The 13,321-nt window shown below is 39.1% G+C and carries 9 protein-coding genes, 1 tRNA gene and 1 pseudogene; 9 read left to right on the forward strand and 2 right to left on the reverse strand.

Features of this window, described 5'->3' with window-relative positions; translation table 11 throughout:
- Positions 1-118: 118 nt before the first annotated feature.
- The 4 genes from MST18_RS06110 to MST18_RS06125 all read left to right on the forward strand — a co-directional run bounded on the left by MST18_RS06110 (position 119) and on the right by MST18_RS06125 (position 4,118).
- Positions 119-1,075, forward strand: a complete 957-nt coding sequence (locus MST18_RS06110; RefSeq protein ID WP_180076961.1) for a MoxR family ATPase — start codon at positions 119-121, stop codon at positions 1,073-1,075.
- Positions 1,076-1,087: 12 nt separating this feature from the next.
- Positions 1,088-1,993 carry a DUF58 domain-containing protein gene (locus MST18_RS06115; protein ID WP_180133114.1) on the forward strand — a complete coding sequence of 302 codons (906 nt, stop codon included), beginning with the start codon at positions 1,088-1,090 and terminating at the stop codon, positions 1,991-1,993.
- A gap of 3 nt (positions 1,994-1,996) precedes the next feature.
- The gene (locus tag MST18_RS06120; protein WP_180133115.1) at positions 1,997-4,009 is read left to right on the forward strand and encodes a DUF3488 and transglutaminase-like domain-containing protein; all 2,013 of its coding nucleotides are present in this window, start codon (positions 1,997-1,999) and stop codon (positions 4,007-4,009) included.
- Positions 4,010-4,041: 32 nt separating this feature from the next.
- Positions 4,042-4,118 (forward strand) — tRNA-Val (locus tag MST18_RS06125).
- Positions 4,119-4,185: 67 nt separating this feature from the next.
- Here MST18_RS06125 and MST18_RS06130 read toward each other — a convergent pair.
- Both MST18_RS06130 and MST18_RS06135 read right to left on the reverse strand, forming a co-directional pair.
- Positions 4,186-4,836: pseudogene (locus MST18_RS06130) on the reverse strand (IS5 family transposase); the annotation flags it as partial.
- A gap of 404 nt (positions 4,837-5,240) precedes the next feature.
- On the reverse strand, positions 5,241-5,669 hold the full coding sequence (locus MST18_RS06135) for an OsmC family protein (RefSeq protein ID WP_078191820.1): 429 nt from the start codon (positions 5,667-5,669) through the stop codon (positions 5,241-5,243).
- Positions 5,670-5,817: 148 nt separating this feature from the next.
- Between MST18_RS06135 and crp the strand changes: the two genes are divergently transcribed.
- The 5 genes from crp to MST18_RS06160 all read left to right on the forward strand — a co-directional run bounded on the left by crp (position 5,818) and on the right by MST18_RS06160 (position 13,320).
- Complete coding sequence (crp, locus tag MST18_RS06140; RefSeq protein ID WP_078191819.1) at positions 5,818-6,528, forward strand: cAMP-activated global transcriptional regulator CRP; 711 nt, start codon at positions 5,818-5,820, stop codon at positions 6,526-6,528.
- Between the two features lie 203 nt (positions 6,529-6,731).
- Positions 6,732-7,781, forward strand: coding sequence for an NADP(H)-dependent aldo-keto reductase (locus MST18_RS06145; RefSeq protein WP_180101875.1), 1,050 nt, complete (start codon positions 6,732-6,734; stop codon positions 7,779-7,781).
- A 347-nt stretch (positions 7,782-8,128) separates the two neighbouring features.
- The gene (clpB, locus tag MST18_RS06150; RefSeq protein WP_180035308.1) at positions 8,129-10,708 is read left to right on the forward strand and encodes an ATP-dependent chaperone ClpB; all 2,580 of its coding nucleotides are present in this window, start codon (positions 8,129-8,131) and stop codon (positions 10,706-10,708) included.
- 225 nt (positions 10,709-10,933) lie between these two features.
- Positions 10,934-11,770, forward strand: coding sequence for a hypothetical protein (locus MST18_RS06155; RefSeq protein WP_306441826.1), 837 nt, complete (start codon positions 10,934-10,936; stop codon positions 11,768-11,770).
- A complete protein-coding gene (locus MST18_RS06160) occupies positions 11,770-13,320 on the forward strand; it encodes a GH3 auxin-responsive promoter family protein (RefSeq protein WP_180023473.1) in 1,551 nt (516 codons plus the stop codon). Before MST18_RS06155 ends, MST18_RS06160 begins: the two co-directional genes overlap by 1 nt.
- The last annotated feature ends 1 nt before the right edge of the window (position 13,321 follow it).

Consider the following 13,321-nt stretch of genomic DNA (forward strand, 5'->3'; position numbering starts at 1 on the left):
TATCAAGCGTATGTATTAAAAGTAATGAACTGGGTATAGCTTGGAGATAAACACTGTATTTTTAAATAAAACACTGTATTTTAGTCATTCATTTAACTTTTTTATTGGGGAATAAAAGGTGTTTTGGGGATCAGAGAAAAGCCAACAAAATAATACATCAACGCTTTTAAGTGAACAGAGCCTTGCCCCTTTTTACCCGAAAATAAATACTTTCCTCGAACAAATTAACCAAATTATTTTGGATAAAAATCAGCAAACCAAATTGGCTTTAGCTTGTCTATTGGCAGGCGGGCATGTGCTATTTGAAGACTTACCTGGTTTAGGAAAAACGACATTATCTAGCGCCTTGTCACATTTGGCGGGATTAAAGTTTCAACGGATTCAATTTACCAATGACATGCTGGCCAGCGATGTGATTGGGGTAAATATGTTTAATCAAAAAGAACATCATTTTGAGTTTAAATCTGGGCCGATTTTTACCCAAATTTTATTGGCAGATGAAATCAACCGTTGTAGTCCTAAGACCCAAAGTGCTTTATTGGAAGCCATGGAAGAGGGGTATGTGACGGTTGATGGTGTGCGCTATGCTTTGCCTCAACCATTTTGGGTGATTGCGACACAAAACCCTTTATTTCAAAGTGGTACTTATGCCTTACCTGAGTCCCAGTTGGACCGGTTTTTAATGCGTTTGTCTTTAGGTTATCCATCGCGTCAGGCAGAGAAATTATTGCTCCAACAAACTTCACGCCATGATCTGATTGCGGCATTAGCACATATCTTTAATGAAGCAGAAATTTTACAACTACAAGGCTTTGTCGAGCAGATACATCTGAGTGATCGTTTGATGGATTACATTTTGGATCTTGCTGCTGAAACACGTAAAGGGAGACATGGTCTTTCTACTCGTGGTGTTTTAGCCTTAAAGAAAGCTGCGCAAGCCTATGCGCTGATTGAGCAGCGAAATTATGTGAATCCTGACGATGTGCAAGCGGTGTTTGCAGCTGTGGTATCTCATCGAATTGGGTTGTCAGATCTTGAAGCCTTTAAGCTTTTAGAACAAGTTTCGATTCAATAAAGGAGTTGAACCTTGGCTTCGATGTGGCAGCAATGGATTGAACGTCGATTTAAAATTGATCAGCACAAGCAGCTGACTCAAAAAGACGTCTTGATCTTTATCTATCAGCAAGGCTACTTGTATTTGGTGTTAATTTTCATCACCTTTATTGCAGGTGTGAATTATGCCAATAATTTGATTCTAGGCTTTTGCTTTTTAATTAGTGCTGTACTGTGTATTAGTTTCTATATTACTTTTAAGCAGCTTCATGCGTTACAGATTCAAATAAATGTTGTTGATACACCGCAAGCAGGTGAATTACTTTCGGTCGATATTTACTTTAAACAAGATGCTGAACAGGCTAGATATTTGTGGATTAAAACGGAAAATCAGCTACATAAATTATTTTTCAATACGCAACAGCATTGCTTTCAATTAAATTTTACAACCAGCCAACGCGGTGTTTTTCAGATTCCACCTATACAAATTTATAGTGTTTATCCCTTTGGTTTGGTTCGGGCCTGGACGTATTTGTACGTACAGCAACCAGTGTGGGTTGCACCTCAAGCCAGTTGGCATTCCGTTGAAAATAAGCAACAACAGCAAAACTTTGAACCTGATCTTGATGAATTTCGCGAATTACGGAGTTTTCAGACGGGGGATTCACTTCATGCGGTGTCTTGGAAACAAGCAGCACGAGGACAAGGTTTATATGTGAAAGTCTTTGAACAATATGAAGATCTAAAGAAATTGGAGATTCATTATCACCATATGCCAACTCAAAGTCATGAAGAAAAACTTAGCCTTATGATGGGTTTGGTCGAGCAGGCTGAGCAAAATCACGATCAATATGCACTGTATTTACCTAATTCTGAGTTGTCCTCAGGCAATGGGCCACTGCATTTTTCCGAAGCTAAACGGTTATTGGCGCAGGCTTGATTTATGATTGAAAATACCATAAGCCGCTCCATACTACTCACTTTAGCTTTGGTGCTCATTGCGCAAATGCTTTATATACCAGTGGTGACATCATTAGTATTTTTAGTCATTTGGCTTATTTTATTACACAATACCCGCGCCAGTAAAAAACCATTTTCTAAAATTTTAACCTATGTGCTGACATTGATAGCTTTATTCAGCATTTACATAAGTCATAAAACCTTTATTGGTGTTGATGCAGGGGTTACAGTACTTAGTACATTTTTATTTGCTAAATCTTTAGAAACAAAAACACGTCGTGATGTAATTATTTTATTTAACTTTGCGATGTTTGTGATTGCCAGTAGTTTTTTGTTTAGCCAGTCTTTTGCCATGGCATTGGTCATTTTGTTGGCGTTGTTGAGCTGCTTTATTGGATTATACCGTTTACAGACCTTTGGTTTTAGCCAAAACTCAGGCGGTGAAATACAAGCGATTAAACAAGATATTGGGCATGTGGGTAAATTTATTGCCTTAGCTGTTCCATTCTTTATTTTACTGTTTCTCTTTTTTCCACGCCTGCCGCCGCTATGGCATATTCCTATTCCTGAAAATAAAGCCACAACAGGAATCAGTGACAGCATGTCTCCCGGCGATATTGCTGAGTTATCACAGTCGAGTAGTTTGGCTTTTCGTATAATCGGTGATATTCAAGCCTTGCCACCTCGTACAGAGCTGTATTGGCGGGCGATGGCATTAGATGAATATGATGGTTCTAAATGGACCAGTCATTTTTTTAACCAGAACGTTATACAGCTGAATCCAGACGATTTAAAACCCAAGCGGACATTGAATTATCAATATTTGGCTGCCGACCCAACTGTGATGTGGATTATGTCGTTGGAGCAATCCGTTCCCAATGAAGCACGTTTTGCTTTAGGTCAAGATGGTCGAATTACACCCTACCGATTAACAGCACGTACACAGCCGATTCAACTAAAATGGTTAGGAAGTGCAGAGCCGCCACAAATAAAAAATGTATCTTTACTTGAAAAAATAAACACTCGCTATGTTGAACACTTGGATGTTCAATCACAACAATTGGCCCAAACTTTATGGCAGCGAAGTCATCAAAATCCTGAGCGTTATATTGCCGAAGTTTTGCAATGGTATAGACAAAATCGTTTTGCATATACCTTAAGCCCAGGTGTATTGGGGCAAAATCGGATAGATGATTTTTTATTTGGATCAAGACAGGGCTTTTGCGAACATTTTGCTTCGAGCTTTGCAATGTTGATGCGCTATGTGGGTGTTCCATCGCGTATTGTTGTGGGATATCAAGGTGGTCAATTAGCACCAGATGGAAAAAGTTGGGAAGTTCGTCAACTTGATGCACATGCGTGGACAGAGGTTTATGTCAATCAACATTGGCGTCGTATTGATCCGACGGCCATGATCGCACCGCAGCGTATCGATGGTGGGATGCAGGATTATATGGAACAAGATCGGACAATTTTTGGGAGACAGCAGTCGACTTGGGCCTATCAACAATTTTCGATGTTGAAAAAAGTCCGTGTATGGAGTGATTATGCGAGTTACCAATGGCAGAGTAAAGTGGTGGGTTACAATGCAGAATCACAGCAACAATGGTTTAAAAAGCTCGGTACAAATTCTGCTTATGCAGGTGTTTTAATTCTTATTTTGAGTATTGGTGGCATTGTAGCATTATATTTTATATGGATTTTGTGGAAAAAAAGAAAAAGCCTAAGCTCTCTTGAAAGAGAAATTGCCAAGTTTGCTAAGAATTTACCCTTGAGCCAGCAAAAAGTGGCTTCAGAAAGTTTTAGGCATTGGTTACAACGTTTGGCTGAAAATGTACCTGAACAGGAAAGGGCGGCATTTGAACAAGTTATTACGTTATTTGAGCAGGAAATTTATGTAGGTACCGCGCTAAGTTCTCATGATATTCAATATTTTAAGGCTTTGCTTAAAACTTGTACGCAAAGTTTAAAAAAGTCAGAAAAGGGCTTGTCATAAAAAATAAAAATGAATATGATTCTACGCATTCTAGGTTTATAGCTCAGTTGGTTAGAGCGCTACGTTGACATCGTAGAGGTCACCAGTTCGAATCTGGTTAAACCTACCAAATTCAAAAAGCAGAATCAAAATGATTCTGCTTTTTTTTATCTGAAATTATTAGGGTCTGTTGACATTTACTGTTCATAATTAACCCTATAAAGGTAGCCATAAAAATATACAGGCTAAAGCAACAGAACTTTGATAATTCCTTTTGAGCTTGTCATATCGAGTAGCTATTCCTCTAAATTCCTTTAATCTGCAAAACATATTTTCAACTAAATGCCTGATTTTATATAAATACCAGTCCATATGGTCATTGTTCGATTTGCTATTCGTTTTCCTTGGTATATTCGCTTTGGTCCTTGTTTTCCTGATCTGTTCACGCAGTGGTTCTGAATCATAGCCTTTATCTGCGCATACCACTTTTGTCTCTTTTAAATCTAATGTTGATATTAAATCATGTGCAACTTTAACATCATGTGTGGTTCCATCGGTAATCATGAAATCAATAGGATTGCCATGTGCAGCAACAATTCGGGGCATGAGGCTAGTAATTTGAATAATCTAAGTAACTTACCGCTGCTTGACCAACGATTAAAACGTTTGAAAATAGAGTTTGAATGACCAAAACAAGAAGGAATATCTCGCCACGGACAGCCTGTTCTAATTCTATAGAGAATAGCTTCAATAAAATTGCGTAAATTTGAGTTGTAGTGAATGGATAAATTACGCAGAATAACTTTCAACTTTTGCCAGTGTTGATCTGTCAGCATGGTACGAGGCATAGCGAATAGTAAAATTGGGTTTGGCGATTTGATTTTACTACTTCGCTATTTTTTTAAGCTAAAAGTGTCAACACACCCTAATTAAAGTGTTATCAAGAATATAGTTAAATCAAATCTGCTTATATGAAAGGTGTTCATCATGAGTCGTTACCAAACTTAATTTTCTTTTATAGACTCATATGGACTGAGTCGTAAAATCATCATGAGATGGAATTGGGTGTAAATGCATCTATGTGCAAATACATCAATTTGGATATTGGTTGATTAAGTGATTAAGCCAAACTTCTTTGGCTCATATTTCTGCATTTATGACTATATAGTAGTGCTTCATACAATGTATGCTATAGCGGATTATTTGAAACAAAAAAGCCGCATTCTATGCGGCTCTTAATTGAACAAATAAATTATGCATCTTCAGTTTCTAAAATTTCGAAGTCATGGGTAATTTCTACACCACCATCCATCAGCATTTTACTAGCAGAACAGTATTTTTCAGCAGAAAGTTCAACCGCTTTTGCAACTTGCTTTTCCTTCACGCCATGACCAGTGACTACAAAGTGCAAATGAATTTTAGTGAATACAGCAGGAATAGTGTCGGCACGTTCTGCATTTAATTCACAACGAACATCAGTAATGTCTTGGCGTGCTTTCTTTAAAATCGTCACAATATCGAAAGATGCACAACCACCAAGTCCTGTTAAAATCAGTTCCATTGGGCGCGGACCACGGTTTTCACCGCCATATTCTTGTGATCCATCCATCATAACAGTGTGACCACTTTGAGTTTTTGCTTCAAAAGCAACATTCTCTAGCCAATGAACACTAGTTTGCATTGCAAGTCCCTAAAAAAAGCTATAAATTTACGCAGTACCTGTACACTAACATAAATTGAGTTGATAAGGAATTTCAACTCTTACGTGTGACAAGTTCACTTTAGGTCTTGTGCGATCTATAAATTATCCATATTCGGAAACTGTTAGCATGACTTCAAACTTTTCACAACTTAGCACAGATGCGCTATCTCCGGGGCAGTTACCTGAGTCGGTGAAGGCATTATTAAAACGTGCATATATTAATCGTTACCCAAAACGTACAACAATCATTGATGCGGGCTCAGAATCTAAATCTTTGTATTTAATTCTTAAGGGTTCAGTATCTATCATTTTACGCGAAGATGATGAGCGTGAAATTGTGGTTGCGTACTTAAATGCGGGTGACTTTTTTGGGGAAATGGGGCTATTCGAAGCAAATGCACAGCGTACTGCAGAAGTGCGTACGCGAGATGTATGTGAAATTGCTGAGATTACCTATGAAAACTTTCATGAATTAAGTAAACAATACCCAGACTTAAGTTATGCGGTATTTGCACAGCTTGTACGCCGTCTTAAAAATACGACGCGTAAAGTAACTGACCTTGCGTTTATTGACGTATCAGGTCGAATTGCACGTTGCTTAATTGATTTATCTTCACAACCAGAGGCAATGATTTTGCCGAATGGTCGTCAGATTCGTATTACTCGTCAAGAGATTGGTCGTATCGTGGGTTGTTCCCGTGAAATGGTTGGTCGTGTTCTAAAAACACTTGAAGAGCAAGGCATGATCGAAACTGATGGTAAAGCGATTCTAATTTTTGATGCATCGCTTGAAGAGAAAAGCCAATTGGCTTCTGACGATTTCGACGACGAAGAATAATCAGTCTTCCGAATCTAAAAAAAGCAAACTCAGGGGTTTGCTTTTTTTATGTCCATTCATTTCTCACTATTATAGCGGAAGCAACCTTTCTCACATTTTTTGACAAATAAACAGAAAATTATGATTTAAACAAAGCCGATATCTTATGTAAGCTACTTCGTGACTTATATATTGATATTTAAAATAAAGAGGGAATTTGCGGCATGCAATTTAAACCATTGGCACATACAGGCATATTAGTTCCAGAAATTTGTTTAGGCACCATGACGTTTGGTGAACAAAACACCCAAGCAGAAGCTTTCGAGCAACTGGATTATGCTTTAGAGCGTGGTCTTAACTTTTGGGATACTGCAGAAATGTATCCTGTCCCGCCGAAACCTGAAACCCAAGGTTCGACTGAAACTATTATAGGTAACTGGATTGCGGCTCGCGGTGGCCGCGATAAAATAATCTTAGCTTCAAAAATTGCAGGACCGTCACAAGGCGGTAGTCATATTCGTGACGGGCAAACTAAATTTATTGCTTCGGAAATTGAGTCTGCACTGGATCATTCTCTTCAGCGCTTACAAACAGATTATCTTGACTTATACCAGTTGCATTGGCCGCAACGTCCAACCAACTTTTTCGGTAAATTGGGTTATGGCAATGCCGAAGCAAACAGTACGCAAACTATTACCAATTTAGAAGAAACATTAGTTGCTTTAAGTCATGAGGTGAAAAAAGGTCGAATTCGCTCAATTGGACTATCTAATGAAACGCCATGGGGAACGTTGAAATTCCTACAACTTGCAGAAAAGCATGGTTTAGAAAAAATTGTCAGTGTGCAAAATCCATATAGTTTGTTGAATCGTACTTATGAAATCGGTTTATCTGAAATTGCACATTACGAAGGCGTGGGCTTATTGGCATATTCACCTTTAGCATTTGGTTATCTAACAGGTAAATTCCGTCATGGTGCACGTCCTGCCAATGCTCGAGTGACACTATTTTCACGCTTTAGCCGCTATTCAAATGCGGAGAGTGAATGGGCAACAGAACAATATGCACAATTGGCTGAACAGCATGGTTTAACGTTGACACAGTTAGCACTTGCATTTATTAAGCAGCAATTCTTTGTCACCAGTACAATTATTGGTGCGACGAATCTAGATCAGTTGAAAGAAAATATTGATGCTTTTGATGTGAATTTATCAGAAGATATTTTAAAAGGGATTGAAGATATTCATCGCCAGCAGCCAAATCCTGCACCTTAAGCTGAACTTTTCAGTGGATTATGTAAAAGCCTGCATGTAAATGTGGGCTTTTTTGACATTTACGTGATTTAAGCTAGTGGAAAATCATTGAATTTTATTGTCAGAAAGTCAGTTGAGTTGACAAGAAAATTGCCTAAAAATACATATGTATTTAAACAACATAATAAAGTACTAAATTCTTCAATAATTGACTTGAAAAGTATTCAATTTATACCAATATTATAATTGAGATTTATCTTTATCTTAAAATTAACTCATTGAAAAATATTTAAAAAATGTATTTGAAATTTTAAATATGACTCCCATATATGCTTCAAGTACAGAATTTGTTGTGAGGAATAACAAGAATGCGATTCGAAAAATTCACAAACCGTTTGCAGCAAGCATTATCCGATGCCCAATCTTTAGCAATGGGGAAAGACCATACAGCCATTGAAGGAATCCATATTCTTTCGACATTGCTTGAAGAGCCGTCGAACCAAAACTTGTTACAACAGGCAGGTGCTAATCTTCCTGAGTTAAAAACCAAACTTCAGCAAGCCCTACAGGATACCGCCACTATTGCGACGCCTACAGGGGACATCAACCTAAATCCTGAAGCAGTCAAGGCGCTGAATTTAGCCGACAGTTTTGCTCAAAAAGCTGGAGATGAGTTTCTTTCTACAGATTGGGTGATTCTCGGTTTAGCTGAAACGGGTAAAACCAAAACCTTATTAAATAGTGTAGGCGTAACGACAGATAAATTACGCAAAGCGATTGAACAAATACGAGGCGGTGAACAAGTCATGAGTAATAACCACGAAGATCAACGTGATTCACTCAACAAATATACCTTAGACCTCAATGCACGTGCATTAGAAGGTAAGCTAGATCCGGTTATTGGTCGTGACGAAGAGATTCGCCGTACCATTCAGGTATTATCACGTCGTAGCAAAAACAACCCGGTATTGATTGGTGAGCCTGGTGTGGGTAAAACAGCAATCGTTGAGGGCTTAGCACAGCGTATCGTCAATGGCGAAGTTCCTGAAAGTCTGAAAGGTAAACGTGTACTTTCACTTGACTTAGGTTCATTGCTTGCAGGTGCAAAATACCGTGGTGAATTTGAAGAACGTCTTAAAGCAGTTCTAAAAGATTTAGCCAAATATGATGGCGAGATTATTCTTTTCATTGACGAATTACATACGCTTGTTGGCGCAGGTAAAGGCGATGGTGCAATGGATGCTGGTAACATGCTTAAACCTGCATTAGCGCGTGGTGAGCTACGCTGTGTAGGTGCGACAACACTTGATGAATATCGTCAATATATCGAAAAAGATGCGGCTCTAGAACGTCGTTTCCAAAAAGTGATCGTTGATGAACCGAGTGTGGAAGACACCATTGCGATTTTACGTGGTCTAAAAGACAAATATGCAACCCATCATGGTGTGCAAATTTTAGACTCTGCGATCATTGCTGCGGCAAAAATGTCGCATCGTTACATAACAGACCGTCAGTTGCCAGACAAAGCCATTGATTTGATTGATGAAGCTGCATCACGTATCAAAATGGAAATTGACTCAAAACCTGAGCCATTAGACCGTTTAGATCGTCGCCTAATTCAATTGAAAATGCAGTTAGAAGCAGTGAAAAAAGATGCAGATTCAGTCTCTAAAGCTGAAGTTGAGCACCTAGAGAAACAAATTGCTGAAGTTCAAAAAGAATATAGTGATTTGGAAGAAGTGTGGATTGCGGAAAAACGTTTGGTTGACGGCACGAATCAGGCTCAAATCGAGCTAGATAAAGCACGTACTGCCTTTGAAAAAGCACAACGTGAAGGTGATTTAGCAGAAGCTAGCCGTTTGCAATATGGTGTTATTCCTGAGTTGCAAAAACGCTTGAATGAAGAAGAAGTTGCCGAGGTGAACGAAGAGCCAAAACTGATTCGTACCAAAGTCACTGAAAATGAAATCGCTGAAGTGGTAAGTGCGGCTACAGGTATTCCTGTTGCGAAAATGCTGCAAGGTGAACGTGAAAAACTCTTACACATGGAGGAGTTCTTACATAACCGTGTAGTTGGTCAAGATGAAGCTGTCGTAGCAGTGTCGAATGCGGTGCGTCGTTCTCGTGCAGGATTATCCGATCCAAACCGCCCAAGTGGTTCATTCTTATTCCTTGGGCCTACAGGTGTAGGTAAAACTGAGTTAACCAAAGCTTTAGGTAATTTCTTATTTGACAGTGATGATGCGATTATTCGTATCGACATGTCAGAGTTTATGGAAAAGCATTCGGTGAGCCGTTTAGTAGGTGCGCCTCCGGGCTATGTGGGTTATGAAGAAGGTGGTGTGTTAACCGAGGCTGTTCGTCGTAAACCTTATAGTGTAGTGTTGTTTGATGAGGTTGAAAAAGCACATCCAGATGTCTTTAACATCTTACTTCAAGTGTTGGATGATGGTCGATTAACAGACTCACAAGGCCGTGTGATTGATTTCAAAAACACCGTGATCGTGATGACCTCGAACTTAGGTTCAACCGATGTTCGTGAATTAGGTGAAAACCCGTCGAAAGACGAAGTTCGCGCTGTGGTTATGGCTGCGGTATCTGAACATTTCCGACCTGAATTTGTGAACCGTATTGATGAGTTGGTGGTTTTCCACTCTTTACAAAAAGCGCAAATTCGTGGTATTGCGGATATTCAGTTGGATCGCTTACGTTCACGTTTGGCAGATAAAGACATGAGTCTGGCGGTTGAAGATAGTGCCTTTGAATTACTTATCGATGCTGGTTTTGACCCTGTGTATGGCGCACGTCCTCTGAAACGTGCTATCCAACAACAAGTTGAAAATACATTGGCACAGAAAATCTTATCAGGTGCTTTCCAACCGGGCGATACGATTGTCGTTCAAGCGGAAGGAGATCACCTAACTTTTGAAAAGTTAAAACTCAACTAAAAAGCACAAATCTGCTACATCCAGTTGTAAAAACAGAAACCCGGTTTAGGCCGGGTTTTTTAATTTTACGCTTGTCGTAATTTTCGTTTAAATACGTAAAGTTCATTGCATTTCATCATTTTCACCCACTAATATGACGTCCGCACACATCCAACGAGATGACCGTGTTCTGTAAAACAAAAACAATATCGCTCGTTCATCATGAATGAATGGCAACAGGGAATTATGATTATGATGGAATTTAAACTGCTTAGGCAGATCAAAAAAGAACCTTATAGTTTATATAAACGTACAGATGACATCACTGTTCAAGAACTCAAACGCATGTATGGTATTTACCAAAAATATTATGCCAATACCCGTTATGAAATTTTTGAACGCGACTTCTTAGAAAAAACCGGTGTTTTTTTCATTATTGAACCGAAAAATAATCAAATTGTCGGATTCTCGACGGTTATGGAGCGTGACTTTATTGTTGATGGTAAAGCCCGACATGCTTTTTTCAGTGGTGATACCATTATTGAGAAAGAGTATTGGGGGAATCGTGCATTAACTCGAGCAATGTTCCGTTATATTATTAGTTTTAAATTTCGTCATCCAAGAACCCCTGTATATTGGATTTTGATCTCTAAAGGCTTTAAAACTTATCTGCTCTTAGCCAATAACTACTACAGCTACTATCCACATTATGGTGAGAAAAATGCTCATCTCAAAGACTTTGTCGAATCGTACTGTAAAGAATATTTCTCAGAATACTATAACCATGAAACAGGTCTGCTGAATTTTGGCGAAGACTATCAGCCACTCAAAGCAGATGTTGCGCCAATCACCCATGAGATGCGCGAAAACAATACCAAGATTGCTTTCTTTGAAGATAAGAACCCAACGTGGGTCGATGGAACTGAACTACCGTGCATTGGTGAATTACGTTGGAGCGATTTATACCGTTATGTAAATCGATTCTTAACCAAGACCACCAGTGTAAGTAAACATGACAGCAAGTTACGTTATAAGTCACGTACATTGCATATTGCGACAGGTTCAGACTCGAAGGTGGCCTAATGGGATTGCTTCTCACTACAGCACATCAAGTTTTGAATATTGCCTGCCGTAAAGCATTTCAGCGCTATACACAGCAGGCAAATCAGCTGGAAAATGTGCAACGTAAAAAATTAAGCCATTTTTTAAAGCAGCACATTTCGCAAAATCTAAGCTATGAGCAATTTTCCAAAAAATATCCGCTTTCGCGTTATAGCAATTGGAAAAGCCAAATTGAACAATCCAGACAAAGTGGCAAAAATTGTTTGGGGCCTGAAAAAATTATCCGTTTCCAACCGACCAGTGGGTCGAGTGAAGCAATTAAATTCATTCCCTATACTCAGGCTTTTTTAGATGAGCTAGATGAAGCTATTGGGTTATGGCTCACTAATTTATATCGCACTCATCCACAACTGAAAAACTCAACGCATTATTGGTCGGTTTCATGGTTGCCTGAAAGCCAGAGAAAGCTTTTAGAAAATAGTAATTTGAATGATGACAGTGCGCTGCTTAATCTGTCGAAGCGAGTGTTGAGTAAAATTACCCAGTCGGTACCGACTGAAATTGCGATGGCGAATTCAGCCGAAGATGCCATGTTTGCAACCGCGGTGTATCTCGTTGCAGATAAGCATTTAGGCATGATTTCGGTATGGAGTCCTACATTTGCTTTGCAATTGTTGGATATCATTCATGAACATCAAGCTGAAATTGTGCAGGTCTTAAAAACTGGACAATGGCAACGTGAGGGTTTGAGTTTTCTGCAAGTTCCTAAATCTTGTCAACAATGCTATCGCTTACAAGACTTGGATTTGACCCAAGCAACGGCGTGGAAAAAACTGTGGCCTAAACTCAGTCTGGTTTCGAGTTGGGATACTGCGAGCGCAGAGCAGTGGGCAGTACAACTCCAGCAACGAATTGCAGGTGTGGCATTTGAAGGTAAAGGTTTATGGGCAACTGAAGGCGTAGTGACGATTCCATTTGCAAACCGTTTTACCTTAAGTTATCAGTCACATTTTTATGAATTTATTTTGCAAGACAGCCAAAAAGTGGTGCCATCGTGGCAACTGAAAGTAGGTGATATTGTTAGTCCTGTGATCACGACAGGTTCAGGATTAATTCGTTATGTGATTGATGATGAATTAGAAGTCACAGACTTTTATCAGCAAGTGCCATGCTTCAAATTTTTAGGTCGCAAAATGACGGTAGATTTGGTCGGAGAAAAGCTCGACCACAATGCTGCAGTTAAAGTGCTTGCAGAGTTTAAACAAGCGGATTATTTGCCGATTAGTATCTTGGGTATCGAACAATGTTCGGTTAAAAAACCACACTATATTTTGCTTAGTGAAGGTAATGTAGATAAACAACCATCCGCTCATGCACTAGACCGTTTGCTTAAACATAATTTTCATTATGAATTGGCACGCGATCTAGGGCAGTTGGATGAACCTGAAGTGGTACATGTACAAGATGCTTGGGACTACTACAAAACACTAGCCATGAACAATGGCATGATTGAAGGGAATATTAAGCCTGAGCCACTTAAGAAAATGAAAACAAAAATAATTGAGTATTGAG

It is taken from the genome of Acinetobacter sp. YH12068_T, assembly GCF_024606005.1.
Classification (GTDB): domain Bacteria; phylum Pseudomonadota; class Gammaproteobacteria; order Pseudomonadales; family Moraxellaceae; genus Acinetobacter; species Acinetobacter amyesii.

Excerpts from the sequence above, each read along its gene's own strand:
- MST18_RS06160 (WP_180023473.1), top strand. The coding sequence starts at position 11,770 with ATGGGATTGCTTCTCACTACAGCACATCAAGTTTTGAATATTGCCTGC.
- MST18_RS06120 (WP_180133115.1), top strand. The coding sequence starts at position 1,997 with ATGATTGAAAATACCATAAGCCGCTCCATACTACTCACTTTAGCTTTG.
- clpB (WP_180035308.1), top strand. The coding sequence starts at position 8,129 with ATGCGATTCGAAAAATTCACAAACCGTTTGCAGCAAGCATTATCCGAT.
- MST18_RS06135 (WP_078191820.1), bottom strand. The coding sequence starts at position 5,669 with ATGCAAACTAGTGTTCATTGGCTAGAGAATGTTGCTTTTGAAGCAAAA.
- MST18_RS06155 (WP_306441826.1), top strand. The coding sequence starts at position 10,934 with ATGATTATGATGGAATTTAAACTGCTTAGGCAGATCAAAAAAGAACCT.
- MST18_RS06145 (WP_180101875.1), top strand. The coding sequence starts at position 6,732 with ATGCAATTTAAACCATTGGCACATACAGGCATATTAGTTCCAGAAATT.
- crp (WP_078191819.1), top strand. The coding sequence starts at position 5,818 with ATGACTTCAAACTTTTCACAACTTAGCACAGATGCGCTATCTCCGGGG.